The 23,672-nt window shown below is 60.3% G+C and carries 26 protein-coding genes and 1 tRNA gene; 19 read left to right on the forward strand and 8 right to left on the reverse strand.

What is annotated here, in order from left to right; all coding sequences use genetic code 11:
• Positions 1-46: 46 nt before the first annotated feature.
• Positions 47-664 carry a MarR family winged helix-turn-helix transcriptional regulator gene (locus EKM88_RS11645; RefSeq protein ID WP_125706342.1) on the reverse strand — a complete coding sequence of 206 codons (618 nt, stop codon included), beginning with the start codon at positions 662-664 and terminating at the stop codon, positions 47-49.
• Between the two features lie 225 nt (positions 665-889).
• Here EKM88_RS11645 and EKM88_RS11650 point away from each other — a divergent pair, with 225 nt between their 5' ends.
• Both EKM88_RS11650 and EKM88_RS11655 read left to right on the forward strand, forming a co-directional pair.
• A complete protein-coding gene (locus EKM88_RS11650) occupies positions 890-1,675 on the forward strand; it encodes an ABC transporter ATP-binding protein (protein ID WP_125706344.1) in 786 nt (261 codons plus the stop codon).
• Entirely contained in the window at positions 1,668-3,353 is a 1,686-nt protein-coding gene (locus EKM88_RS11655; RefSeq protein WP_125706346.1) for an ABC transporter permease, read from the forward strand. The genes EKM88_RS11650 and EKM88_RS11655 overlap by 8 nt, the downstream gene beginning before the upstream one ends.
• 32 nt (positions 3,354-3,385) lie before the next feature.
• Here EKM88_RS11655 and EKM88_RS11660 read toward each other — a convergent pair whose 3' ends face one another.
• Both EKM88_RS11660 and EKM88_RS11665 read right to left on the reverse strand, forming a co-directional pair.
• Complete coding sequence (locus EKM88_RS11660; RefSeq protein WP_125706347.1) at positions 3,386-3,634, reverse strand: hypothetical protein; 249 nt, start codon at positions 3,632-3,634, stop codon at positions 3,386-3,388.
• Positions 3,635-3,675: 41 nt separating this feature from the next.
• On the reverse strand, positions 3,676-4,023 hold the full coding sequence (locus EKM88_RS11665; RefSeq protein ID WP_125706349.1) for an acetyl-CoA carboxylase: 348 nt from the start codon (positions 4,021-4,023) through the stop codon (positions 3,676-3,678).
• A 193-nt stretch (positions 4,024-4,216) separates the two neighbouring features.
• Between EKM88_RS11665 and EKM88_RS11670 the strand changes: the two genes are divergently transcribed.
• The gene (locus EKM88_RS11670; protein WP_125706351.1) at positions 4,217-4,573 is read left to right on the forward strand and encodes a YxeA family protein; all 357 of its coding nucleotides are present in this window, start codon (positions 4,217-4,219) and stop codon (positions 4,571-4,573) included.
• 72 nt (positions 4,574-4,645) lie between these two features.
• Here EKM88_RS11670 and EKM88_RS11675 read toward each other — a convergent pair whose 3' ends face one another.
• Positions 4,646-5,011 carry a DUF4828 domain-containing protein gene (locus tag EKM88_RS11675; RefSeq protein WP_125706353.1) on the reverse strand — a complete coding sequence of 122 codons (366 nt, stop codon included), beginning with the start codon at positions 5,009-5,011 and terminating at the stop codon, positions 4,646-4,648.
• Positions 5,012-5,144: 133 nt separating this feature from the next.
• Between EKM88_RS11675 and EKM88_RS11680 the strand changes: the two genes are divergently transcribed.
• The 11 genes from EKM88_RS11680 to EKM88_RS11725 all read left to right on the forward strand — a co-directional run bounded on the left by EKM88_RS11680 (position 5,145) and on the right by EKM88_RS11725 (position 15,546).
• Positions 5,145-6,119 carry a Gfo/Idh/MocA family protein gene (locus EKM88_RS11680; protein WP_125706355.1) on the forward strand — a complete coding sequence of 325 codons (975 nt, stop codon included), beginning with the start codon at positions 5,145-5,147 and terminating at the stop codon, positions 6,117-6,119.
• Positions 6,120-6,129: 10 nt separating this feature from the next.
• The gene (locus EKM88_RS11685) at positions 6,130-7,425 is read left to right on the forward strand and encodes a DEAD/DEAH box helicase (protein ID WP_125706357.1); all 1,296 of its coding nucleotides are present in this window, start codon (positions 6,130-6,132) and stop codon (positions 7,423-7,425) included.
• 76 nt (positions 7,426-7,501) lie between these two features.
• Positions 7,502-7,672: a hypothetical protein gene (locus EKM88_RS13365; RefSeq protein ID WP_164512094.1), complete on the forward strand. Its 171-nt coding sequence runs from the start codon at positions 7,502-7,504 to the stop codon at positions 7,670-7,672.
• Between the two features lie 123 nt (positions 7,673-7,795).
• The gene (locus tag EKM88_RS11690; protein ID WP_125706360.1) at positions 7,796-8,215 is read left to right on the forward strand and encodes a DUF3284 domain-containing protein; all 420 of its coding nucleotides are present in this window, start codon (positions 7,796-7,798) and stop codon (positions 8,213-8,215) included.
• 128 nt (positions 8,216-8,343) lie between these two features.
• Complete coding sequence (locus EKM88_RS11695) at positions 8,344-9,378, forward strand: GH25 family lysozyme (protein WP_125706365.1); 1,035 nt, start codon at positions 8,344-8,346, stop codon at positions 9,376-9,378.
• A 251-nt stretch (positions 9,379-9,629) separates the two neighbouring features.
• Entirely contained in the window at positions 9,630-9,902 is a 273-nt protein-coding gene (locus tag EKM88_RS11700) for a hypothetical protein (RefSeq protein WP_125706367.1), read from the forward strand.
• A gap of 45 nt (positions 9,903-9,947) precedes the next feature.
• Positions 9,948-10,021 (forward strand) — tRNA-Arg (locus EKM88_RS11705).
• Positions 10,022-10,124: 103 nt separating this feature from the next.
• A complete protein-coding gene (locus EKM88_RS11710; RefSeq protein ID WP_125706369.1) occupies positions 10,125-10,802 on the forward strand; it encodes a hypothetical protein in 678 nt (225 codons plus the stop codon).
• Positions 10,803-10,882: 80 nt separating this feature from the next.
• The gene (locus tag EKM88_RS11715; RefSeq protein ID WP_125706371.1) at positions 10,883-11,812 is read left to right on the forward strand and encodes a DUF7916 family protein; all 930 of its coding nucleotides are present in this window, start codon (positions 10,883-10,885) and stop codon (positions 11,810-11,812) included.
• A gap of 283 nt (positions 11,813-12,095) precedes the next feature.
• Positions 12,096-13,019 carry a phosphate/phosphite/phosphonate ABC transporter substrate-binding protein gene (gene phnD, locus EKM88_RS11720; protein ID WP_125706374.1) on the forward strand — a complete coding sequence of 308 codons (924 nt, stop codon included), beginning with the start codon at positions 12,096-12,098 and terminating at the stop codon, positions 13,017-13,019.
• A gap of 196 nt (positions 13,020-13,215) precedes the next feature.
• The gene (locus EKM88_RS11725) at positions 13,216-15,546 is read left to right on the forward strand and encodes an ABC transporter ATP-binding protein/permease (RefSeq protein WP_125706376.1); all 2,331 of its coding nucleotides are present in this window, start codon (positions 13,216-13,218) and stop codon (positions 15,544-15,546) included.
• A gap of 447 nt (positions 15,547-15,993) precedes the next feature.
• Here the strand turns inward: EKM88_RS11725 and EKM88_RS11730 are convergent, their stop codons facing one another.
• Together EKM88_RS11730 and EKM88_RS11735 are read right to left on the reverse strand one after the other, a co-directional pair.
• Entirely contained in the window at positions 15,994-16,623 is a 630-nt protein-coding gene (locus EKM88_RS11730) for a GyrI-like domain-containing protein (RefSeq protein ID WP_125706378.1), read from the reverse strand.
• Positions 16,613-16,960, reverse strand: a complete 348-nt coding sequence (locus tag EKM88_RS11735; RefSeq protein WP_125706379.1) for an ASCH domain-containing protein — start codon at positions 16,958-16,960, stop codon at positions 16,613-16,615. The genes EKM88_RS11730 and EKM88_RS11735 overlap by 11 nt, the downstream gene beginning before the upstream one ends.
• Positions 16,961-17,062: 102 nt before the next feature.
• Here EKM88_RS11735 and EKM88_RS11740 point away from each other — a divergent pair, with 102 nt between their 5' ends.
• The gene (locus EKM88_RS11740; RefSeq protein WP_125706381.1) at positions 17,063-17,266 is read left to right on the forward strand and encodes a hypothetical protein; all 204 of its coding nucleotides are present in this window, start codon (positions 17,063-17,065) and stop codon (positions 17,264-17,266) included.
• Positions 17,267-17,316: 50 nt separating this feature from the next.
• Here EKM88_RS11740 and EKM88_RS11745 read toward each other — a convergent pair whose 3' ends face one another.
• Entirely contained in the window at positions 17,317-17,502 is a 186-nt protein-coding gene (locus tag EKM88_RS11745; RefSeq protein ID WP_125706383.1) for a hypothetical protein, read from the reverse strand.
• A complete protein-coding gene (locus EKM88_RS11750; RefSeq protein WP_125706385.1) occupies positions 17,495-17,815 on the reverse strand; it encodes a hypothetical protein in 321 nt (106 codons plus the stop codon). Before EKM88_RS11750 ends, EKM88_RS11745 begins: the two co-directional genes overlap by 8 nt.
• An 88-nt stretch (positions 17,816-17,903) precedes the next feature.
• Here EKM88_RS11750 and EKM88_RS11755 point away from each other — a divergent pair, with 88 nt between their 5' ends.
• The 4 genes from EKM88_RS11755 to EKM88_RS11770 all read left to right on the forward strand — a co-directional run bounded on the left by EKM88_RS11755 (position 17,904) and on the right by EKM88_RS11770 (position 23,208).
• The gene (locus EKM88_RS11755; protein WP_125706387.1) at positions 17,904-18,617 is read left to right on the forward strand and encodes a histidine phosphatase family protein; all 714 of its coding nucleotides are present in this window, start codon (positions 17,904-17,906) and stop codon (positions 18,615-18,617) included.
• 334 nt (positions 18,618-18,951) lie between these two features.
• Positions 18,952-19,605: a TetR family transcriptional regulator gene (locus EKM88_RS11760; RefSeq protein WP_125706389.1), complete on the forward strand. Its 654-nt coding sequence runs from the start codon at positions 18,952-18,954 to the stop codon at positions 19,603-19,605.
• Positions 19,598-21,325: an ABC transporter ATP-binding protein gene (locus tag EKM88_RS11765; protein WP_125706391.1), complete on the forward strand. Its 1,728-nt coding sequence runs from the start codon at positions 19,598-19,600 to the stop codon at positions 21,323-21,325. Before EKM88_RS11760 ends, EKM88_RS11765 begins: the two co-directional genes overlap by 8 nt.
• A complete protein-coding gene (locus EKM88_RS11770) occupies positions 21,325-23,208 on the forward strand; it encodes an ABC transporter ATP-binding protein (protein WP_125706393.1) in 1,884 nt (627 codons plus the stop codon). Before EKM88_RS11765 ends, EKM88_RS11770 begins: the two co-directional genes overlap by 1 nt.
• Positions 23,209-23,672 lie beyond the last annotated feature (464 nt).

Raw genomic sequence — 23,672 nt, forward strand, 5'->3', positions numbered from 1 at the left:
CTGGCCTAGTCGTGGGCGTTAAGCGTGGCGCGCCTGCAACGTGTGGTTAGGGATGGCGCCAGCCGCGCGGACCAAAGTCACCACGCGGGGCGTCGCCCTGCGCGCCGAACCCGGTGCGTCCCGGACCGAAGCCGTCGCGGTCAAAGGCCGAGCGGTCAAACCCCTGGCGGTGGCCCCGCAGGTGGGCGAGGCGCTGGAAGTAGGCGGGGTCGATCTGCGGTGGATTCTCGTCTAGGCCGGCCGTGAGTTTGCGCAGGAGGCCAGCTAGCTGGGCCTGTTCGGTCGGGTCAAGCGCGTCAAAGAGCGCTTCGGAGAGCTGATCTTTTTGCGTGCGCGAGTCGTTGATCAGCTGCCGCCCTTCATCGGTCAGGCTGATGAGGCTGACACGCTTGTCGTCTTCGGCCGGGGTGCGGCTGATCAACCCGGCCCCTTCCAGCTTGGTCACCAAGGCGGAGACCGAGCTGGGCCGAATGTCGAGGGCCTCAACGAGTTCGGCGTTGGTGAGCTTGTCATGGGTTGCCAGCAGGCGTAAGACCCGGAGTTGGCCGCGCTCGCCTTCGTGGTGGCCGCCAATTTGGCGGCTTAGGATCGCGGCCTGGTTGAAGCCGGGCTGGGCGAACAGGCGGCCAAAGAGGTTCAGGAGTTCTTGAGAGTCATGGGTCATGGGGGAACACCTTCCTGAGTTTTTATTGTTAGTTAGTAATTAATTAAACTAACTAACGAAACGAGTATAACCCGATCGTTAGGTGAAGTCAACTAAACCGAATTAGTTTCCTTTTTGCCTTTTCGGTCGAATTGCGTATACTGGGGACAAGACTTGTGAGGTCAGCCACAAAGGGGGCTGACCGCGTTGGGTGAACGGTGGGCGCACCACCGATGGAGGGGTTATATGACGGCAGCCATTACGTTATCGCACATCAGTAAGACGTTCGGCACCAAGACGGTGCTCAAAGACGTCACATTCAGCATTGAACCCGGCACGATCGTCGGCTACATCGGGCCAAACGGGGCGGGTAAAAGCACCACGGTCAAAATTATCTTGGGCCTGTTGCCGCAATCCGCGGGGACGATCGAACTGCTGGGTCAGCCGTTGCGACCGGAGGATTCGGCCTACAAGCGCCACATCGGCTACGTGCCGGAAAGCGCTGATGTATTCGACGCGCTGACGGCCCGCGAGTACCTGACCCTGATCGGGCAGCTGTACGGACTGTCTGAGCAAGACGCGGGTCAAAAGGCGGCGGCCTTGGCCGAAATTGTCGGCCTGGCGCCGGCGTTTGACCGGCGCATTACGGCGTACTCCAAGGGGATGCGCCAGCTGGTGCTGATCATTGCCAGTCTGCTGCACGACCCGGATATTTTGTTTTGGGATGAGCCGCTCAACGGGCTGGACGCCAACACGGTGCTGGTGATCGAAGAGATTCTCGTCGAGCTGCGCAACCGCGGCAAAACCATCTTCTATTCCAGCCATATCATGGACGTGGTGCAGAAGCTCTCGGATCGCATCATCCTGCTCAACGATGGCACGGTTGCGGCGGATGGGCCGTTCAACACGATCACGCAAGGGGCGGACACCAACCTGCAGGAGCTGTTCAACGAGCTGACCGGCTTTGCCGAGCACGGGGAAAAAGCGCGGGCTTTCGTGGATATTGTGACGGGAGGCGGCGCCGATGCGTGAGGACCAACTCCCGCGCGGGCTGGGCTGGGTGCGCCTGCTGCGGCGGCCTTTGGTAGCCAGCGGGGTCGATTACCGGCAGTTCTGTCTGATCGTTGCGGCCAAGTTTCAGCTTGCGGCGCGCAGCACCACCGGCATCGGGCTGACCACTAAGCGGCGGCCCGGCGCCAAAGACCACGCGATCCGCAACACGTTTTTGATCAATGGGCTGATCGGGCTCGTCATCGCGTTCTTGCTGATCATTCCGCTACCGCTGTTGACGCAGCTCAGCTCGTTTTACACCGTGCTGTTCATGATGTTCTTCCTGCAGATGCTGTCCAACTACTCGAGCCTGATCCTCGACCCGCGCGACCGGCGCATTTTCGCCGTGCGCGGGGTGCCGGACCGCACCATCAACGCGGCGCGGCTGGCGATCGTTGGCGACTTCTTGGCGGTTACACTGACCGCCCTGGCGCTGCCGGCCGTTGTGCTTCTGGGGCTTCAGAACACCGTGTTCGTGGCCTTGGGCGTGGCGGTCGGGGCGGTGCTGCTGGCGCTGTTTGCCTTTGTGCTATCGCTGTTCTTGTACCTGGCCGTCCTGCGGTATTTCGACGGTGAGCGGCTGAAAAACAGCCTGAACGCGGTGCAGATCGGCCTGGCGTTGTTGATCATGGTGGGCGCGCAGCTGCCGAACCTGGTCGGTTATGAGGTGCTGAGCCAGCTGGACTTGAGCATGCCCACACGCTTGTTGTGGTGGTACTTCCCTGCGGTTCCGGTGTGGTTTGCCGGCCCAGCGCTCCTGTTCAACGGCGTGATCGCACCGGTCAGCCTGGTGCTCACGGGGCTGGCGCTGGGCAGTACTGGGGTGTTGCTTTGGGCGTATGCGCGCCATGCCGGGCGCTTTGAGCAGTATCTTGATAAGCTGGAGCAAAGCTCGGACAAGCGGCGCACCGACTCTGGCTGGTTTCGGTTGTGGCGGCGTGTGCTTGCGGCGAACCCTGAAGAGGCAACGTACTTCACACTGGGCTGGCGAATGCTCGGGGCTGAGCGCGACTACAAGCTACGCGTCTATCCGCAGCTGGCGTATGGGCTGATTTTCCCCTTCATCATGGGTGCGGCCTTCCTGCGCGATATGGGCTTGAGCCACGCGCTGCCGTACCTGACCTATGTCAGCGTGGGGCTAGCGATCGGCTTGCCGACTGCGGTGATGAACCTGCAGTTCTCGCATCAACCAGAGGCAATGGCTGTGTTTCGCACGGTGCCGTTTCCCACGCATGGCTTGCTACTTCGGGGTATTGTGCTGGCGATGACGGCGCGCCTGCTGTACCCGGCCATCTGCCTGCTGACGCTGATACTGGTGCCGTTCGCGGGGGTGCATGCGCTCACGGCGGGTTTGGTCAGCTTAGTGCTGTGCACCTTTGCCGCGCTGGCGCTCGGGCGGACGATCGTCGGCAGCGCCTTGCCGTTTTCCAGTGAGTTCACCGGCGGGCGCGGCGCGCAAGGCGGCGCAGTCGGCTGTGTCACCAGTGGAGTGGCGATGGTGGGGCTGTCCGCCATCGTGCTCGGTGGTGGGCTACTCAACACGATGTGGTTTGATCTGATCTTACTGATCGGGTTTGGTCTGGGCACCTGGCTTTTGTGGCGCAGTTACCCGCTTGGCATTCACTATGACATGACGCTGACGGAACACCACACGGACTAGTTGAATTGATGCAAGAAGGGGTGGCCGGCGGGTCACCCCTTTGTTGTGGGCGCGGCCACAAACGCGGCGATGAGGCGCAGCGCTTCGGCCACCGGGGTCGGGGCGGTCAGGCGGTGCGCCGGCGCTGCAAACCCCCAACCCGTGGTCGCGCCAATTTGCAGGTGGAGGACGCGCAGGTCAGGGGGTTCGGTGATCACTGTGATCAGGCAGGCCGGGGCAGTGGGGTCTTGGGCATCCATCGCCGCAATGACGGTCACGTCGAGTGCAGGCCATTGCTGCATCGCGGCGGCGGCCACCTGTGCACCGATGGTCAGCGGCGCGGTCAAAACGGAAGGCCCGCGTTGGTTTCGATGTCGCGTGGCCGTTTTTGGATCAGCGCACCGGTTGCCGGCCAGCGCTCCTTGGTGAACCCGTAGTACGCGATGGTCAGGTGTGTGTGGGCCTGAATCCCTGCGATCACGGCGGCAAAGGCATCGATATCGGTGGTGGCCAGGCTGTGCAAGGGAACAGAGCGCTGGCGGAAGCCGCGCTGGTGGGACCAAAAGAAGAAGTTGAAGCAGTGGTCGTAGCGGTCGTATACCGCGGTCAGCCAGTATTGCGTGTTGTGGCGGCGCGTGAAGTGGGTGTCGATACGCTGGTTGATGAGCTGGATATCTTGCGTGATAGTCATCGGAAATCACCTCATCAAGATTATACGAACACACGTTCTGATTTGGCAAGCCCTTTGATCGTTTTTAACCTCGGTCAGCTTTCAAAACTGTTCGTTGATTGTTGGGTCAGCCGATGGCGTCTGGGCGGCAGGCGCGGCATACTAGGAGTAACACGAGATAAAGGAGCGTCCGGTCTGCCGGGCAAGTGAGACAATGAAGAAATTACTGATTGGTTTAGTGATCACTGTGGTGGTGGTGTTCGGTGGGCTGAAGCTTTACCGGGTGATGAACTACGGGGGCACCAGCTACTACACGCGCATCACAACGGACGGTCAAAAAGTGACGCAGCGCGCAGATGATGGCGTCGTTTGGCGGGACTATCGCTACGTGCAGGCGGGGTATGATGAAAACGGCAAGGCCAAGCAGCTGAACTTCACCGGCAACAAGACGCGACCGCTGCGGCGTGGCGCGTACCTGAAGGTGGTTTACAACCAGAAAAAAGGCGTTACTGGCTGGACGGCCGTGCCCGCAAGTGAGGTGCCCGCTAAGGCGCTGACGCAGTTGAAGTGATCAGCGGCGCATGACAAAGGGCCCACGAAATTTTCGTGGGCCCTTTGTGCTCGAATAATGGCAAGTCGGCGCTCATTGTGCGTCTGGCGTGGGTTGGATGATCTGGTACGTGGTGTCCTCGGCTTCGTCATACACCGTGGTCGGCCCGGCCGCCGTGGTGGCGATGATGAGCTGATAGCCATAGTGGTCGAGGAAGGTGAGCCGCTCCAAGGTGATGCCTGTGACTTGGCCGGGGAGGGTGCGCCCATCGATTTGGATCTCCAGGCTCGGGCCCACGATCAGCTGGTGGGTCTTATTGGTCTGCTCGTCGAGAAAGGCGTACTTCCCAGTGTACTGATGGGCCAGCTGCTGGACCGGACTCGGTGGGGCAGGCTGTGGTGCAGGGCGGCGCGCGAAGCGATGCTTGAGCGCCGTCAATAAGTGAAGTGAATGAGCCATTCCGTCAGCCTCCTCCCAATTGATGCTTCCATCATAACACGCAATTGTGTCAGCTTGTGTCACCTTGCACTGCAAATTGTTGTCGTTCCTGTTAAAATAATGTTAAACCACTAATAATAAGGAGCGTGCCCCCATGAAGCTTGGAATCATCGGAACGAATTGGATCACCGAACAGTTCATTGCCGCCGCCACTGCCACGGGTCAATACACCCTGGCCGCCGTGTACTCACGGCACTTGGAAACCGCGCAGGCCTTTGTTGCAAAAGTTGGGTCAGCGGCAGTGTTTACCGACATGGCCGCGTTTTTGGCCAGTGACCTTGATGTCGTGTACATCGCAAGCCCCAACGGCCTGCACGCAAGCCAAACCGCGGCCGCGGTGACCGCGGGTAAGCATGTCATCGTGGAAAAGCCGATGGTGACGCACCCCAGCCAGCTGGCGATGATCGAGGCGGCTAAGGCCGCGCACCCAGACGTGCTGGTGTTCGAGGCCGCGCGGCACCTGTATGACCCGAACTTCGCAGTGGTGCAGGACTTCGCGGCGACGCACACGCTGAGCGGCGCCACGCTGGTGTACGCGAAGTATTCCTCGCGCTATGACGACTACCTGGCCGGCAAGGACCCGAATATTTTTGCGCCGCGCTTTGGCGGCGGCGCGCTGATGGACCTTGGCGTCTACTTGGTCTACGCGGCCGTGGCGTGGTTCGGGGTCCCGACACGCGCGGTGTACCTGCCGCACGTGCTGGCCAGCGGGGTGGACGGTGATGGCGTCGCGCGCCTGAGCTACCCAGACTTTGACGTCACGCTGATCGCAGGCAAAACTTTCAACAGCGAACTCGCCAGTGAGATCTACACAGGCCGCGAGACGCTGACCTTTGACTCGCCGGGCGAGCTCAACCGAGTGACTCTAGTTGGGCCGCAGCCGCGCGACCTGACGCAGGCCAAGGACGCCAACCCGATGGCCGATGAGGCCCGCGTGTTTGCACAGGCGATCCAAACCGGCGACCAGGCGCTGGCGGCTAAGCAGTGGGCCTTGGCCAAGCAGGTGCACACCGTGATGGGGCAGCTACGTGCCGGCACCGACATTCGTTTTGGCAACGACCCAGAATAAAGGAGATAACTTGAGTATTTCAACCGTATTTGCAGATCTTTGGCACCAGGCGGGGTTCACTGAGGAAACCCCGATCCAAGAGGCGGTGTACGCGCCGCTGAAGGCCGATGAGTCGATCGTTGGCCTGGCCCCGACCGGCTCCGGCAAAACGCTGGCGTTCGGCCTGCCACTGCTGGAGAAGCTGGTGCCGGGGGATGGTGTCCAGCTGATTATTTTGTCCCCGTCCCAGGAGCTGGCCGTGCAGACGCGTGACGTCTTGCGGCCGTACGCCCAAGCGGTGAACCTGTCGATCGTCGGTATCACCGGCTCGGCCAACGTGAAGCGCCAAGTCGAGCAGCTGAAGAAAAAGCCGGAGGTCCTCGTGGCCACAGCCGGTCGCCTGCTGGAGCTCGTTTCGGCCGGTCGCGTGCGGCTACACACCCTGCAGACGCTGGTGGTCGATGAGGCTGATGAGCTGCTGCGCGAGCCGGGGCTGAGCCAGGTGCGCGACTTGGCGATGGAAGCGCCGGCCGATGTGCAGCTCGGCTTTTTCTCCGCGACGCCGAGCCCGATGTTCTCAGACCTCGCCAAGTGGTTCGGCCAGGATGTGCGCGTCATCGACGTGCGCGCCATTGACCACACCCAGGGCGCGGTGCGCCACCTGTTCGTGCAGACGGACAACGCCCACCGCGAAACCTGGCTGCGGCACCTTGCCCACCTCGACAAGTTTCAGGCGCTGGTGTTTTTCAACCAGAACGCCGTGATGGAAAAAGTCGCCCGCACGCTGTCGCACCAGCAGATTCGCTTTGCCGTGCTGTCTAAGAACGACCGAGCGGCCAACCGGGCCAAGGCGCTGACCGATTTTCGCAAGGGCAAGCTGACGCTGCTGCTGGTCACCGACCTGGCCGGCCGCGGCCTGGACATTCCCAAGCTCCCGGCCGTCATCAACTATCAGACACCTAAGCGCGCTGAGGCCTACATTCATCGCGCCGGGCGCACCGGTCGCATGGGCGCCAGCGGGGATGTTATCACGATCGGCGACGACCACGACCGCCGTGACTTGCGCAAGCTGGTGCCGCAGTACCACATTGTCCGCGGTTTCCTGACGGATGGTAAGCTGAGTACGACCCCACCGGCGCGCGAGGCCGCGGTGACGCCGGCGACCGCTGAGACAGCGACAGCGGCGGGGTCTAAGCCGGTCGCGAAGCCGAAGCGAGTGGCCCCAAAACCGATCCCGGAAGCGGCGCCAGTCGCGACCAAGAAGCACAAGAAGGTGCGTGCGCGTGACCAGAAGAACAAGGGCAAGCGCAAGCCAAAGCAAGCTTAGCGTGACCGAAGACGCGGGCAATAGCGCGTCTTTTTTTGTGGCCAACGACCACCTCGGCTAGACTTGAGGGGCATCGGTGCAGGCGTTGTTGACTGCTGGCGGGGAACCCGCCAGCATGGTGTTGACCCCAAGCGATCCGGTCCAGGCAACAGTGACATGGCCTGATCGTGACCCTCAGACGCACAACATTCTGGTGGTGGCGAAGCAGTGCGGGGACCAGTGGCAGCTCGTGGCAAAGGGCTACTGAGCGGGGGGGGCCTGGCCACACAGCCAGGGACCGACAAGGCCAGACTTGTACCTACCAATCCAAAATAGTAAACTAGGATTAAAGCGGTACCATTTTGAACCACCGCACACAGGAGGGTCAACTATGCAACTCGTTCACACCATTAACGCACCCGTCGGCTATGTCTACCAGACCATCATCGATTCCGTGGTTTACGACATCAAGCAGGCCACCGGCAACACCATCGCTGCCGGGTCACTGCTCAACTACGAATACCAAAAGCCGCTGGGTAAGCGCGGCCGCGGTCGGGTCAAGATCACGAAGGCGGACAAAAACCGTGTCTACGCGTTTGAGACGCGCACCGCGCGCACGACTTACTGGGTCGAGTACGCCTTGCAGGAGACCCAAGACAACGGCACGAAGATCACGTACACCGAGAACACCGCGCATCAGCAGCGCATGCAGGATTATAATCAGATGCTGATGATGCTGCTGCTTGGCCGAGGCCGCAAGCGGCGCATCAAAATGATGCTGGACGCGATCGAACAGCAGTATCAAGGTTAATTCGCGCCATTTGGACGCCCTCAGACCATCACCGGTCTGGGGGCGTTTAGAATTTATTGACGATTTTGCGTCACTTTTGTGCGGGTTCCGTGCTTCTTTGAGTATCACACCTAAAGGAGGACGACCCAATGACCCAGAATGGTTTCGATGTTTCAAGTAACAATCGTAGCGCTGGCCACTTCATCGATCTCAGCGCAGTGGCAGCGGATTTTGTGATGATCAAGGCAACGGAAGGTACGACCTACGTGAACCCGGTGATGGAAGCGCACATTCGCCAGGCGCAGGGGAGTGGGAAGCAGATTGGCTTGTATCACTACATGCGCATGGCGGCACCGGCCAGCGAGGCCGCGTACTTCTTGCGTGCGGTTCGCCCTTACCTCGGGCAGGTGGTGCTGGCGCTCGATATTGAGGACGGCCCGTTGCTGAGCGACCTGGGGCCGACGCGCGGGCTGGGCTTTTTGCAGGCGGTGGCGGCCGCGACCGGGATTCGGCCGCTGGTGTACACGAACCTGTCAGAGGAAGGCACACGCAACTGGGCGCCGGTCGTGGCCGGTGGGTATGGCCTGTGGATCGCCCAGTACAACAACGGCACGGTGAGCGGGTACCAGCCGCGTGCGCTGCCGCAGCCGCTGAAACACTGGCCACGTTACGAGATGTTTCAGTACACCTCAACGGGGCGGCTGGCCGGCTGGCCCGAGAACTTAGATCTCAACGTGTTCATGGGCACCGCGCGCGACTGGGCGGCCTTGGCAACGGGGCAAGCGCCGGTGCTGGTCGGGCTGATCGCCCCCATTCAGCAGTGGCTCAACCAAGCCTATCAGGCAAACCTCGCCGTGGATAACGTGGCGGGGCTGATGACGCGGCGCGCGGTGGTGCGCGGCGTGCAGACGGAGCTCAACCGGCAGTTTGGCCGCCAACTGGTGGTGGACGGGCTGTTCGGCCCGCTGACCAAGGCGGCCATGCGCAACATTGCGCTGGGAGCAGTAGGGCCCCTCACACAGCTGATCCAAAGCGCGTTGATCATCCGCGGCGCGACCCTGATCTTAGACGGCCGGTTTGGGTTCGCTACTGCCGCGGCGGTACGGCAATTTCAGGCGGCACAGGGACTTGTTGTGGATGGGATCGTCGGGCCTGCCACGGCGGCGCGGTTGTTCGGTTGGTGAAAATTTTCAGAAAAGTCTTTTGCTTCGGCGTCAACAGTGTTATATTGAACTTGCACAGCAACCGGCATATTGCGGTGCAACGAAATATGGTGTCTTTGCATGTCTAGCGTTTGACGCCATAGGAGCGGCCCGGACTTACGCGCAAGCGTTGAGTCCGGGCTGTTTTTTTGTCGCCAGTGTTATGAGCACCAAGCAGCCGGCACATGCGACACGTCACTGGATGTGGTATCGTAACTCTAGAGGTGAAAAAAATGAAAAATACGCTTCGGTTCGTCCTTGAACGCTTCGGCGCGACCTGGTTTACGGTTAAGGGGGAGGGCCACACTGCTCTGAATCCCACCCAAGTGATTCGCATCCTAGATGATGATGACCCGACGCATGTCATTATCGCGGCGGATGACAGCAATCGCCTCGCCTACACGGATCGCGACAGCCTGATCCTGAACACGCTGGCCATCACCGAGAACGACCTCGATGCGATCCACACGGTCCAGCGCTTTGCTTCGGTGCAGATCAAGGACTGACGGTGATTGCGCGCCCACGTGAAAACCCGTATAATAATGGAGTTTGCGATAGTAGCTCACCTGGATAGAGCAATGGTTTCCTAAACCATAGGTAGAGGGTTCGAGTCCCCCCTGTCGCAGTAAAGTAATTTTTGCGTCAGCACATGGGTCGCACTGGGGTCGAAACCCAGTGCGGCCTGTTTGGTTGTGCGTGATCGGCGACGACCTAAGGAGGCCTTCTCAATGCTACTCATCTTCAGCCAAACCGTGGGCTTCAGTTTTCTGTTACTGGTCGGGCTGGCCGCCGGCTTGACGTGGCTCAATGACGCCACGCTACAGCGGCTCGTGAACCGGACGGGCACGGCCAGTCCCCAGCTGTGGCTGGCGCGCCCGGGGTTACTGTTTCATGAGCTCGCACACGCCGTGGTGGGGCGGTTGTTTGGCCTGCGCATTGCGGAATTTTCGCTGCGAGCGGATGCGCGCAGCGCGGGGCACGTGACGTTTCGGTTGAAGCGGCACGCGCTTTGGCAGCGACTCGGGTTGTTTTGGGCGGCCGGGGCACCGGTGTGGGCGGCGAGCCTAGTCATCTTGCTTTTGGGCAAACGCGCCTGGTGGGCGGGGCAGCCATGGGCGCAGATCAGCTGGCAAACGCTGACCCCACGCTGGGGCTGGGTGGCGGCCTGGGTCGTGGTGTGCGGCCTGTTGAGCCTGGGGGCCAGCCTGTCTTCAGCCGACTTCAAACAAATGCTGGCCGGCGCACCGGTGGCGATCGGCCTGCTGGTGGGGCTGTTTGGCCTCATGTGGTGGCTAGCACCTGACCGCCTGACGGTGTGGTGGGGCCTAAATCAGGCCGCGTTTGCGATGAGTCTGGGCCTGCTGGGGGTCAGTGCCGTGCTGGCCGGCCTAGTGCGGCGCCTTTAGACCTGGGGCCCTTTGAAAGCGATTCCCATCCGTGTACAATGGAGAAGAACAAACGCAAGTGGCGGAAAGGAATGGCAAAAATGGTCAAACGGTTAATCAGTGCAGATGCCAGCGACGTGCTGGCAATGGATGGGGCAGCGCTTAAGCAGAGCATTAAGGCGTCAGAGGGCCGCGTGGTGCTGTCCGAGAACGTCGTGACACACGAGGCGATGGATGGCCTGACGACGAGCGAGTACGCGGCGGCGTTTGGGGCGGACCTGATTCTGCTCAACGCGCTGGACGTGTTGAAGCCGGTCATCCTGGGCTTGTACCCGGGGGAGGAGACGCTGGCAACGGCTCAACCGCACTTGGACGGTGAGGTGATCCACCGCCTTCAGCACCTGGTCGGTCGACCGATCGGGGTCAACCTGGAGCCCGTTGATCCGGCCGCCGACATGGCGGAAAACCGGCTGGTGATTCCAGCAGGCCGGATGGCTAGCGAAGAAACGTTGGCGGCAGCGCAAGCGCTCGGCCTGAACTTCGTCTGCCTGACCGGCAACCCGGGCACTGGGGTAACAAACGCGCAGATTGCCGCCAACATCAAGGTGGCCAAGCGCGTGTTCCATGGCCTGATCATCGCGGGTAAGATGCATGGGGCCGGCGTCAACGAGCCGGTGGTCAGCATTGACGCGACGCAGGCCTTCCTTGATGCCGGCGCCGACGTGATTTTGGTGCCAGCGGTGGGGACGGTGCCGGGCTTGGATGATGCCGACCTCAAGACGATCGTCCAGCTGGCCCACGCAAACGGGGCACTGGTGATGAGCACCATCGGCACGAGTCAGGAAGGGAGCGGGGCCAGCTATATTCAGGCCGTCGCCATCCGTAACAAGATCCTAGGCGTAGACATTCAGCATGTCGGGGATGCGGCCTGGGGCGTTCAGTCCCCGTTCGAGAATATTTATGCGATGAGCAAAGCCATTCGGGGGGAGCGTCATGCCCTGCAACGGATGGCGCGGTCAATTAACCGGTAATTCAGCTTTGGGTTCAACCGTCGATGGTGCTGGCATCGGCGGTTTTTTGTTCCCAGCGTGGCGTGGCGCGGTTATAAGGGGTGGGCTTTCCACGGCTGTCAGAATGACTTAGCCCCCCTGATGCGCCACGTCGCTCGCCGAACCGCGATTCGGGGGTAATGGTAGGGCGTGCGCGGGACACTCACGAAAGTTTCATTGGGCTCAAATGACCCTGTCAAGACACCTGTGCTATGATTAATCCGTTCACGAATTCACGAACAAAAAACACTTTGGAGGACTTTCGATGAATTTCAAACGGGTTTTATGGGCCGGGGTCAGCCTGGCCGCCGTGATGACGCTCGCCGCGTGCGGCAGCCAGAAGAAGGCTGAGGCGGACAGCACGCCAAAGGAATTGAACGTGCAGTTTGTGCCGTCGCAGCAGGCAAACACGCTGGAAGCTAAGGCGAAGCCGCTGGCCAAGTTGTTGCAAAAAGAGCTGGGGCTCCCGGTCAAGGTGTCGGTTTCCACGGACTACAATTCGATCGTTGAGGCGATGAAGTCCAAGCAGGTGCAGGTGGGTTTTTTGCCGCCGGATGGTTACGTGCAGGCCCACAAGCAGGGCGCCGCGGATGTGTTGCTCCAGGCGCAGCGCTTCGGCGTGGTGCAGCCAGGCGGGAAGACCTCCGATAAGCTGGTTGACTCGTACCGCACCGAAATTCTGGTCAAGGCCAACAGCGGCATCAAGTCCATCGCTGACCTGAAGGGCAAAAAAATCGCCGTGCAGGAAGTGACCAGTTCGTCAGGCTACATCTGGCCGGCTGCCGAGCTCAAGGCGAAGGGCGTGGACGTCGCCAAGGATGCGACGCTGGTCACGGTCAAGGGCCACGATCAAGGGGTGATGGCCGTGCTGAACGGTGACACCGATGCGGCGTTTGTCTGGGAGGATGCCCGCACCGTGGTCAAAAACGACGTGCCGGACATCATGACTAAGGTGGTGCCGATCTACTTCACCAAGCCGATCCCGAACGACACCATTTCGGTGCAAAAAGATCTGAGTCCGGCCTTCCGCAAGAAGCTGGCCGCGGCATTCATCAAGATCGCCAAGTCCAAGGCGGGCCATGCCATCGTGTCTGACGTCTACGGCCACGAAGGCTATGTGACGAGCAAGGACAGCAACTTTGACATCGTGCGCACGTACGAAAAGCGCGTCCAAGGCGCGACCAAGTAATGTGACAAGGGGCCGATCACGGCCTCTTTTTGCGTGTCGCGTGGCTGCGACTGGCCGCGCGAGGCGGGAAAGCGTGTATAATGAGAACATGACACCGTGTCAGAATCGGTCTCAGGGCTGATGGCCCGCGTTCATTGACGTGGGAGAATACTCAGTTGTCCGCTGGTGCGGGAATCTCGTGAAAGAAGTGAAGACAGTGCTCGAACTCAAACACATTAAGAAGTACTACCACGTTGGCGACACGCTGACCAAGGCGCAAGACGATGTTTCCGTTGCCTTTCGCAAGCAGGAATTCGTCGCCATCCTGGGCCCCAGTGGCTCCGGGAAGACGACCATGCTCAACATCATCGGCGGCCTGGACCGCTACGACTCTGGCGACCTGGTGATCAAGGGCAAGTCGACCAAGGACTTCAAGGACGCCGACTGGGACGCCTACCGCAATAACTCGGTCGGGTTCATTTTCCAGTCCTACAACCTGATCTCACACCTATCCATTATGGAAAACGTGGAGATGGGGATGACGCTGTCCGGGGTGCCGGCGGCGGAGAAGAAACGGCGCGCGGAAGACGCGCTGATTCGCGTCGGGCTGAAGGACCACATGCACAAGAACCCTTCACAGCTGTCCGGTGGGCAGATGCAGCGCGTGGCCATCGCCCGGGCCATCGCCAATGACCCGGAGATCTTGCTGGCCGATGAGCCGACCGGGGCGCTGGATTCCGAAACCTCCGAGGAGATCATGAAGCTGATCCAGGAGCTGTCGCGCGAGCGGTTGGTCATCATGGTGACGCACAACCCGCAGCTGGCGCACAAGTACGCCGACCGCGTGATCGAGTTTGCCGATGGCCAGATCCGCAAAGACTCCAATCCGCACGTGGAAGGCGAAAAAGGCGACGAGTTCAAGCTCAACCGCACCAAGATGAGCTACTGGACCGCGCTGAAGCTGAGCTTCAACAACATTCGCACCAAGAAGGGCCGCACGTTTTTGACCGTGTTCGCCTCCAGCATTGGAATCATCGGCATCGCGGTCGTGCTGGCGCTGTCCAACGGCTTCCAAAAGCAGATCGATAAGACCCAAAGTGAGGCGATGGCCTCGATGCCGGTGACCATCGCGCAGGTGGGCACCGATACCAACGCGATGATGACCGGGACCCAGCAGAAGACCTTCTCCAAGCACCAGTACGTGACGGCGGAGAAGAGCGACGCGGATAAGGCGCAGCACATCAACAAGCTGAGCCAAAAGTATCTGGATTACGTCAACGCGATGCCGAAAAAAGACGCCAAGAACATCGCGACGACCTACGGCACCGGCCTGAATCTGGTGCGCAAGGTCAATGGGACCTACGAAACCGTCAGCTTCTCGACCTCGGACCCCGACAGCAACGCTGTGAATGCTAGCGCGATGATGGCGGCCTCGACCGGCATCGGTGGCTCGGTGTATCCGATCGACCGCAGCGGCGGCCAGTCTTTTTTGAAGACGTACTATAAGGTGATCGCCGGCCGTTACCCGACCAAGGCGACCGACATCGTGCTGGTCGTCAACAAGGACAACTCGCTGAACATCAACGCGCTCAAAAACCTCGGCTTCAGCCCCAAGGAAGGGACTAAGCTCAAGTTCAACGAGCTGGTCGGCACGAAGCTGCAGTTGATCGCCAATGACGATTACTACCAGCAGCTGCCCACCGGCAACTTCATTCCGACGCAGGACCTCGCCAAGGCGGCGAGCCAATCTGGGACCAAGACGCTGACGGTGACCGGGATCTTGCGCGTGAAGTCTAAGAACTCCGATGGCTTGCTGGCCAGCGGCGTGGCGTACAGCGCGGCGTTGACTAAGGCCGTGATGACCGCTAATGAGGACTCCGCCATCGTGACCGCGCAAACAGCCAGCGAAACCAACGTGATGACTGGGGCGCGCATGGATGCCGCGACGCGCAGCGCCTGGCTGGCAAGCCTGGGCGCCAAGTCGACGCCAAGCGCCATTCAGATCTACCCGACCAATTTCAAGGACAAGGATAAGGTGCTCAGCTACCTCGACAAGTACAACAAGGGGAAGAAAAAGGCGGATCGAGTCATCTACACGGACCTGGCCGGCACCGTTTCCGACATGACCGGTGGGTTAATGGACGCGATCACCTACGTGCTGGTGGCCTTCGCCGGCATCAGCCTAGTCACCTCGATGATCATGATCGCGATCATCACCTACACCAGCGTCTTGGAGCGCACCAAGGAAATTGGGGTGCTCAAAGCGCTGGGGGCGCGCAAGAAGGACATCACCCGGGTCTTTGATGCGGAAACCTTCATCCTCGGCTTTGGGGCCGGGCTGTTCGGGATTTTCGTAGCCTGGGCCCTGACCTTCCCGATCAACGCGGTGCTGCTGAAGGTGACCAGCCTGAGCGGCGTGGCGCAGCTCAATCCGACGCATGCGCTCGTGCTGGTGGTCATCAGCACCATCCTGACGATCCTCGGCGGGCACGTGCCAGCGCGCATGGCGGCCAAGAAGGACGCGGCCATCGCACTACGAGCGGAATAAAATGGCGATCCTTCAACCTAATTGATTGACGCTGCTCTTTTTGAGCATCCCCCAGCTAATCGTCGCGCCTTGTGCGCAGACCAAAGGCGGCCTTCATCGCGAAGGCCGCCTTTTTGGCTGTCGGCGGTCACCCGCCGATTGGACGACCGCGCGGGGTGTTGAACAGGGGGCTTGGGCGGCATCGCGCCCCAGGCCAAAAACGGGTCCTGTCTGGAATGGTGGTCGCCATTCCGGACAGGGCCCGTTAGTGTGTGGTACTGGCATGCCCAGCGCGGGGTCTAGCCTGTACAGTTGCCTGGCGTGCCGGTGCGCGTCTCCGGCGGCGCAGCGGTCAGTCGTCGTCGGATGCTACCAAGCGGGACCGGGTAGCTGGCACGTTGCCGGGGAGGGGGTGAAGCGTCTGGTTGCCCAGCACGACCATGGCGAGGACCGCCTGAGTTGGCCCTTTTATTGGGGGGCGACGGCCAGTCGCAGCGTGGTTTTCTGCTTCGCCGGCGCGACGCGGCGTGCGTCCGAAAGGTAGATCTCCCTGTGGCTGTAGTCGCCAAGCAAGCACGAGTTGGTCAGACCGTGCGCCGCGCAGAAGGCGTGGAGCTGGGCAAAAGTGGCCGGTTCGTCATCGTAGGGGCCGACGTGCACGGTTTGAACGCAGGGGCCATCGGTGAGCTGCTCGAGGCGTAGGTCGGCGAGGTAAGGCACCGGCTTCTTAGCCAGCGCCTGGGCCAGGGCCGTTTCAAAAAACGCCGGGGTCACGCAGTCGGGTTGGCGGATCATGATCTTGTAGACCAAGGCGGCCTTGTTCAGGTTGCTGTCGCGGGAGCCGTCGCTGGTGGTCCAGACGCCTTCCAGCGGGTACACGGTGTATTCCAGCGGTGGCAGGCCGTAGCTGCCCTTCTTCAGGCCCATGCGTAGCGTGTAGCTGAGCACGTACAGCGCTTGGATCTGTTCTCCAAATGCCGGGGTGTTCGGGTCGCCGGCGCCGTTCAGGGTGACATAGGTCATCTGGGGGACGTCGATCAAGGCAATGCGCTTGGGCAGGTAGGTGGTTTTTTCGGCTTTCCGCCATTCACTTTTCATCAGGAACCTCCTTAGGGTGAAGCGCCAGGACGCCGAATTCGGCCTCCTGCGCCGGGGTGTAGAGCTGGTAGGTCTCGGTAACCATCTGGGCGACCGAGTCCGTTGGCGCGCTGCCGACTTGCAGGCCACCGTAGCGCCGATACAGTGCGGCAAACGTGGCGAAGTGCGCGATGGCGCTGAGCTGCACAGTGTGCGTGTCGCCGGTGAGCAGGTCGGTGAAGGTCAGCGCGTCACCGATACGCAACTGTTGGCGCTTGGCGTCGTTCAGGCGAATCTCGATGGTCTTGGTCCCGGCGACGATACGCTGGAACTGGTCATGGGTGAGCCGCATCTCCATAGCTGGGTCTCCTTTTCAGTCTACTTCAATTATACCGCAACCGCTTCCGGGAAGGGGGCAAACGTGTTAGAGTAAGGGTATCTCAAAAGAGGAGGACTCAGCATGCAGCAAAATACGCGTGACCTGGGGCGCCAGATCATCGACCAGCTGGTCATTCTTGCCGTTTTGCTTGGGGCGTGGTTCTTCCGCGACGACCTGAGCCAGCTTTGGGCGAAAGCACTGATTTTTGTGATCATTCTTGCGCTCGGCGTGGATTACTTCATTCATTCCCCGAAGATCGCCGCCAAGCTTCGCAACCGCAAATAACGCCAAAGCGGCCAGCATCCCTCCAATTGAAGGATGCTGGCCGCTTTGACCTAACGGCGGTTCAGCCACCAGAGAAACGTGGCGTATGCGAGACAGGCGACGCCGTACCCAATGGTGGCCAAGACGCCAAACAGGAGCCACGGCCAGTCAAACGCAAGCGCTGACAGCCACAGCAGGGCTGCCAAGATGGCCGCCTGGACAGCGCGGCCGCGCAGTTGGTTGAAGGATCTATTCAAAAGACACCTCAACCAGAAGCGTCTGCGATTGGCCGATGTGGCTGAGCGTCAGCCAGATTTCGCTGGGCACCGGCGGCTGGTCTGGGTCGATCAGCTCGGCCAGCCAGCGCACGAGCGCTTTATGTTGCACCAGGAACTCGTCTTCCACGCGAAAAGCGTTGAGCCGATCGAGCGGGAAGAAGTTCTGGTGGTAAGGAAAGATCAGGGTGTCCGGGAGCGAGAACGAAATGGCGTTCAGGTACCCGCGCCTGACCAGGGTGTAGCTCTTAGGATGCGATTGTAAATACGCGATAAGCAACGGCGCGATTTTCATTGAGCCACCTCCGACTTTAGTCCCTGGGGGAGTTACGGCCAGTATGATACCATGAAAGAAACGACTTGTACAGAAAGGCGGTTTGCGTATGACAGTCCATTTATACCTCGTGCGGCACGGGGAAACATTGATGAACAAGGCGCAGCGGCTGCAAGGCTTCAGCGATGCGCCCCTGACGGACAAAGGCACAGCGTCAGCGGCGCGGCTGGGTGCGTTACTGGCGCCGACCCATTTTGACGCGGCGTACAGCTCCGATCGCAACCGCGCGATGACCACGGCCAAGTACATCTTGGCGCAACAGCCAGACGCGCCGATGCTTCACACCAGCAGTGGCCTGCGCGAGTATTACTTCGGTGGCTTGGAAGGGGTGACCAACGCGCAGCTGGTCCGCCGCTCGATTCAGCGCTATGGCGCGCTGACGATGGCGCGGGTGTGGACGGGCGCAGACAAGTTCGCGCAACTGATCCGCAACTTCCAGCGCATGGACGACACCGGCCAAGCGGAAAGCCTACCGGCGCTGCTGGCTCGTGTGCGCGCCGCGATGCAAGCCATCGTGGCCGCCACCCCTGATGGGGGCAACGTGCTCGTGGTGGCGCACGGGGTCATCCTGAGCGCCTTGGTCTATCAGCTTGATGCCAGCAAGCTGCCCACCACCTTACTGAAAAACACCAGCGTGACCCGCATCGATGTGACCGGGACCGACTGGCAGGTGCTGGGGGTCAACCTGACCGCCAAACGGGCGTTGCTGGCGCTGAATGGCGCACCGGCAACGTCCGATCAAGCGTCGCGAGCGGATGATTAAATTATGAATTTTATGTGAACGCATCAGAAAACTGGTTGAAAATAAGTCAGAAGCGCGTATAATGACAACTTGTCACATGACAGGCTGTCATTTTTATTTTCGCCGTCATGAGAAGCTTGCGCGGTGGTGAGAAGTGCCATCAGGGCGGTAGACTGGAAGCAAAGACTGGCTCTTATAACCACGCTACTTCGCTGGCTCGTCGAGCGACGTGGCGCATGAGGGTGCGTGCCAAGCCATCCTGCCCCTCGCGCCTAAGTGCGGGCGCAAGCGTCAGGCCGTCATGGCCCGACCCTCATAACCGCGCCGCTTCGCTCTGGTTAGAAAGGAGATCGTGATGCCAAAACCAACCTTCTTCCGGCTTGCGGAAGAGAAACGGATGCGTCTCATCAAGGCGGCCTACGTCGAGTTTGCGCGGGCGCCGTTTGCAGAGGCCAGCATCTCAAACATTATTAAAGACGCGGGGATCCCCCGCGGCAGCTTCTATCAATACTTCGAGGATAAGGGGGACGTCTTCTTTTACCTGCTGACGCGGATGAAGGAACAGACGGAAACCGCGCTACAAGACGGCCTGGATGCGCATCACGGGGACTTCTTTGCCGCGATGGCGGATCTGTTTGACCGCTTCATCGACAACATTTTGGACGGTGAATACGCTGAGTTTTACGCCAATGTCTTCATGTACATGGACTTCCACTCGGCGGCCAAGCTCAACCCAACGGCGGCGCGACCGCCGCACGGGGAGGGCCAGATGACGCAGTACCTCGTTGACCATGTGGACCGCAGCCACCTGCGCGTCCAGTCGGATGAGGATCTGCGGATGCTCGTCCGCCAGGTGATGGGGCTGTTCATGCAGACCATCGGCCATTACTACAACCGCCGTGCGGCAGGGGAATTCCTGCCGATCGACGTGGTGAAAACGCGCCTGGCGCAGCTGCTCGATTGGCTGCAGTACGGCGTGGTCTCAAAGGAGGAGTTAACACGTGATTAAACTCGCCAAAGGGCGCATGTCCGGCTGGGCGGTCCTCGGGGCCGTGGGCTTCATGATCGTTCAGGTCATCGCCAGTCTTTACCTGCCGAACCTGACCGCCGATATTGTCAACAAAGGGGTCGCACTGGGCGACACCGACTACATCTGGCAGACGGGGATGAAGATGATCGCCTTTGCCATCCTCTCCGTTTTGGCCGCTACGGGAAACGTTTTTCTGGCCGCCCGCACGTCCCAGAAGCTGGGGCAAAACGTGCGCCGCGACGTGTACCGTAAGGTCATCAACTACTCGCACGATGAGATGGACGCAGTAGGCACCAGTTCTCTGATCACCCGTACGACCAACGATGTCACCCAGCTGCAAAACGCCTGGATGATGATCCTGCGCATGATGATCATGGCGCCGATCATGCTGGTTGGGGCAAGCTTCTTGGCCTACCAGAAGAACCACACGCTGACGCTTGTGTTCGTCATCGTCATCCCGATCATGCTGATCTTCATGGCGACTTTGATGTACTTCGCTGTGCCGCTGTTCAAGGCGATGCAGACCAAAACCGATAAGATCAACCTGGTGTTCCGTGAAGGCCTGACCGGGGTGCGTGTCATTCGCGCCTTCCGGCAGGATCAGTTCGAGCAGGATCGGTTCGACGGCGCCAACAAGGACTACACCAACAACGCGGTGAAGGTCAACACCATCATGGCGCTGGGCTTCCCGATCATGACGCTGATCATGTCCGGGACCAACATCGGGATCACCTGGTGGGGCGGTCACCTGATCGCCACCCAGGCCCTTGAAACCGGGAACATGATCGCGTTCATCACCTACGCGATGCAGATCCTGATGAGCTTCATGATGCTCGCCATGATCTTCATGTTCATTCCGCGCGCTCAAGCCTCCGCGGTCCGCATCAACGAAGTGCTCGATCAGACCACCACGATCACCACGCCGGCTGACCCGAAGCCGCTGGGCGACACGCCGGCGCTGCAGTTCGACCACGTGGACTTCCGCTATCATGGGGCTGAGCGGCCGGCGCTTGAAGGCATCGACGTCGCCATGACGGCCGGCCAGACGCTGGCCATCATCGGCGGTACCGGGAGCGGGAAGACCACCATGATCAACCTGATCCCGCGCTTTTACGACGTGGAAAAAGGCGCCGTGACCCTCAACGGGGTGCCGGTCAATGCCGTTGACCTGCAGGCCCTGCACCACGCGGTGGCCTTCGTGCCGCAAAAGGCGGTGCTGTTCTCTGGCACCGTGCGCGAGAACATGCTGTACGGGAACCCGAACGCCACCGATGATGAGATCTGGCACGCGCTTGAAATCGCGCAGTCGCGCGACTTCATCGAGGCTAACCCGGAAGGCCTCGATTACCACGTGGAACAGGGTGGGGGCAACTTCTCCGGCGGTCAGCGCCAGCGCCTCGCGATCGCGCGTGCGTTGGTCAAAGACGCCAGTGTATACGTGTTCGATGACTCGTTTTCCGCGCTGGACTTCAAGACCGACGCCATGCTGCGCGCGGCCCTGCGCAACGACCCCCAGATCTCACAGAAGATCGTGGTCATCGTTGGCCAACGCGTCTCGACTGTGGCGGATGCCGACACTATCGTGGTACTGGAGGACGGCAAGATGGTCGGCCGCGGCACGCACGCTGAGCTGAAGGCCAACAATGCCACCTATCAAGAGATCATCAAGTCGCAGATCCGAGAGGGGGATGAAGCCTAATGGCAGAAAACAAATCTAGCCGGCCCGCAATGGGGCCAGGCCGTGGGCACGGGCCCGGCGGTCGCGGCGGGCTCGTCGAAAAGCCCAAGAACTTCTGGGGCACCACCTTCCGCCTGTTTGGCTACATGAAGTCCCGCCTGCTCGGCATCTTCATCGTGCTGGTGTTCGCGATCGCCGCAACGATTTTCCAGATCCGCACGCCGAAGATCCTGGGGCAGGCCACCACGGAAATCTTCAAGGGCTACATGAAAGGGGTCGCGCAGCAAAAGGCCGGCATCAAGATGACCCAGTTCCCGATCAATTTTGACAAGATCAAAGAGATCGTCATCCTTGTCATCCTGATGTATGTGGCCAGCGCGTTCTTCAGCTTCATGCAGCAGTACATCATGACCCGCGTCTCCCAGCGCACCGTTTACGACCTGCGCAAGGAGCTCAAGGCCAAGATGCAGACCGTGCCGATCAATTACTACGACACGCACAGCAATGGGGATATCATGTCCCGCGCCATCAACGATATGGACAACATCGCCTCGACGCTGCAGCAGAGCCTGACCCAGATGGTCACCTCCGCCTTCACTTTCATCGGGACGCTGTGGATGATGCTGTCGATCTCGTGGAAAATGACGCTGATCGCGCTGATCACCATTCCGCTGTCCCTCGTGATCGTCGGTATCGTGGCGCCAAAGTCGCAGCGCTTCTTCGCCGCTCAGCAAAAGGCCCTCGGGCTGCTGAACAACCAGGTCGAGGAAAACTACGCCGGGCAGGTCGTGCTGAAGTCCTTCAACCGCGAGCAAGTCGCGATGGCGGCCTTTGACGAAGAAAACGAGAAGTTCTTCAATGCCGCGTGGAAGGCGCAGTTCGTCTCCGGTATCATCATGCCGCTGATGATGTTCTTGAACAACGTCGGCTACGTCTTCGTCGCCATTGTCGGCGGGATCAACGTGGCCAACGGGACTGTCAGCCTGGGGGATGTGCAGGCCTTCCTGCAGTACACCTCCCAGTTCTCCCAGCCGATCTCGCAGCTGGCTAACCTCGCCAACACGATCCAAAACACCGTGGCCTCCGCCGAACGTGTCTTTGAAGTGCTGGATGAACAGGATATGACCAACGAGCCAAGCGGCGTGCCTGCCGTGCCTAACGACCCGAACAAGCTGGTCATGGACCACGTGAAGTTTGGCTATGATGGCTCGGAACTGTTGATGACCGATTACAACCTGGAAGTTAAGCCCGGCCAGATGATCGCGATCGTCGGGCCGACCGGTGCCGGGAAGACCACCGTCATCAACATGCTGGAGCGTTTCTACGATGTCAAAGGCGGCTCCATTCGCCTCGATGGCGTGGATACTCGCGACATGAGCCGCGAGGACCTACGCAGTCATTTTGCCATGGTGCTACAAGACACCTGGCTGTTCACCGGCACCATCTGGGATAACCTCAAGTACGGGCGCGAAGACGCCACCGATGAGCAGATCCTTGAAGCCAGCAAGGCCGCGCACGTGGACAACTTTGTCCGCCAGCTGCCAGACGGCTACAACACAGTGCTCGATGAGGACGCCGGCAATATTTCCCAAGGCCAGCGCCAGCTGTTGACCATCGCGCGCGCCTTCGTGGCCGATCCCGACATCCTGATCCTCGATGAAGCGACCAGCTCCGTGGACACCCGAACCGAAGTGCACATTCAGCACGCTATGGGTCGCTTGCTCAAAGACCGCACGAGCTTCGTTGTGGCACACCGCCTGAGCACCATCCGCGACGCCGACAACATCATCGTGATGAATCACGGGAGCATCGTCGAAACCGGCAACCACGACACCCTGATGGCCAAGGACGGCTTCTACGCCGACCTGTACAACAGTCAGTTCTCAGGAAACGTGGCGCTGTAACCCAGAGCAGAGCAAAGCGCACTTAGCAGAATAAATAGCCTAGGCCCAGTGCTTGGCCCCGTACTTTGGGGCCGAGTGCTGGGCCGTAGCTATTTACTTCTGCGTTGCTTTGCGGCGCTCGACGAAGATCGGAAAGAAGTAAGCAAGTCGGAAAGTACGCAGCCGAGGCGACACAGTTAGAAGACCTTGGAAAAGCTTGCGCCCGTACTTAGGCGCGAGGGGCAGGATGACTTAGACCGCACCCTCATGCGCCACGGCGCTCGACGAATCAGAGCAGCGCATGCGTGCCGGCGAAGCCTGCACGCCACCGGGGTTCGGCGTAGCCGGACGGAGGTGAAGCGTACTTAGCAGGCTGGCTAGCCTGTCTAACGCATGTCTGCCTGTAACTCACTGCGTTCGAACAGGCAGATCAAGTAAACGCCCTTGGACCCGCATTTAGGTCCGAGGGCGTTTGCGTAGCTAGC

The organism is Lacticaseibacillus daqingensis (assembly GCF_003946115.1).
Lineage (GTDB): Bacteria > Bacillota > Bacilli > Lactobacillales > Lactobacillaceae > Lacticaseibacillus > Lacticaseibacillus daqingensis.

Bases quoted from the DNA above. Each gene is read 5' to 3' on its own strand.
- phnD (WP_125706374.1), top strand. From the start codon at position 12,096: ATGAATTTCAAACGGGTTTTATGGGCCGGGGTCAGCCTGGCCGCCGTG.
- EKM88_RS11695 (WP_125706365.1), top strand. From the start codon at position 8,344: ATGACCCAGAATGGTTTCGATGTTTCAAGTAACAATCGTAGCGCTGGC.
- EKM88_RS11730 (WP_125706378.1), bottom strand. From the start codon at position 16,623: ATGAAAAGTGAATGGCGGAAAGCCGAAAAAACCACCTACCTGCCCAAG.
- EKM88_RS11680 (WP_125706355.1), top strand. From the start codon at position 5,145: ATGAAGCTTGGAATCATCGGAACGAATTGGATCACCGAACAGTTCATT.
- EKM88_RS11735 (WP_125706379.1), bottom strand. From the start codon at position 16,960: ATGGAGATGCGGCTCACCCATGACCAGTTCCAGCGTATCGTCGCCGGG.
- EKM88_RS11660 (WP_125706347.1), bottom strand. From the start codon at position 3,634: ATGCAGCAATGGCCTGCACTCGACGTGACCGTCATTGCGGCGATGGAT.
- EKM88_RS11655 (WP_125706346.1), top strand. From the start codon at position 1,668: ATGCGTGAGGACCAACTCCCGCGCGGGCTGGGCTGGGTGCGCCTGCTG.
- EKM88_RS11675 (WP_125706353.1), bottom strand. From the start codon at position 5,011: ATGGCTCATTCACTTCACTTATTGACGGCGCTCAAGCATCGCTTCGCG.
- EKM88_RS11670 (WP_125706351.1), top strand. From the start codon at position 4,217: ATGAAGAAATTACTGATTGGTTTAGTGATCACTGTGGTGGTGGTGTTC.
- EKM88_RS11690 (WP_125706360.1), top strand. From the start codon at position 7,796: ATGCAACTCGTTCACACCATTAACGCACCCGTCGGCTATGTCTACCAG.
- EKM88_RS11700 (WP_125706367.1), top strand. From the start codon at position 9,630: ATGAAAAATACGCTTCGGTTCGTCCTTGAACGCTTCGGCGCGACCTGG.
- EKM88_RS11755 (WP_125706387.1), top strand. From the start codon at position 17,904: ATGACAGTCCATTTATACCTCGTGCGGCACGGGGAAACATTGATGAAC.
- EKM88_RS11650 (WP_125706344.1), top strand. From the start codon at position 890: ATGACGGCAGCCATTACGTTATCGCACATCAGTAAGACGTTCGGCACC.
- EKM88_RS11770 (WP_125706393.1), top strand. From the start codon at position 21,325: ATGGCAGAAAACAAATCTAGCCGGCCCGCAATGGGGCCAGGCCGTGGG.
- EKM88_RS11740 (WP_125706381.1), top strand. From the start codon at position 17,063: ATGCAGCAAAATACGCGTGACCTGGGGCGCCAGATCATCGACCAGCTG.
- EKM88_RS11710 (WP_125706369.1), top strand. From the start codon at position 10,125: ATGCTACTCATCTTCAGCCAAACCGTGGGCTTCAGTTTTCTGTTACTG.
- EKM88_RS11750 (WP_125706385.1), bottom strand. From the start codon at position 17,815: ATGAAAATCGCGCCGTTGCTTATCGCGTATTTACAATCGCATCCTAAG.
- EKM88_RS11760 (WP_125706389.1), top strand. From the start codon at position 18,952: ATGCCAAAACCAACCTTCTTCCGGCTTGCGGAAGAGAAACGGATGCGT.
- EKM88_RS11665 (WP_125706349.1), bottom strand. From the start codon at position 4,023: ATGACTATCACGCAAGATATCCAGCTCATCAACCAGCGTATCGACACC.
- EKM88_RS11715 (WP_125706371.1), top strand. From the start codon at position 10,883: ATGGTCAAACGGTTAATCAGTGCAGATGCCAGCGACGTGCTGGCAATG.
- EKM88_RS11645 (WP_125706342.1), bottom strand. From the start codon at position 664: ATGACCCATGACTCTCAAGAACTCCTGAACCTCTTTGGCCGCCTGTTC.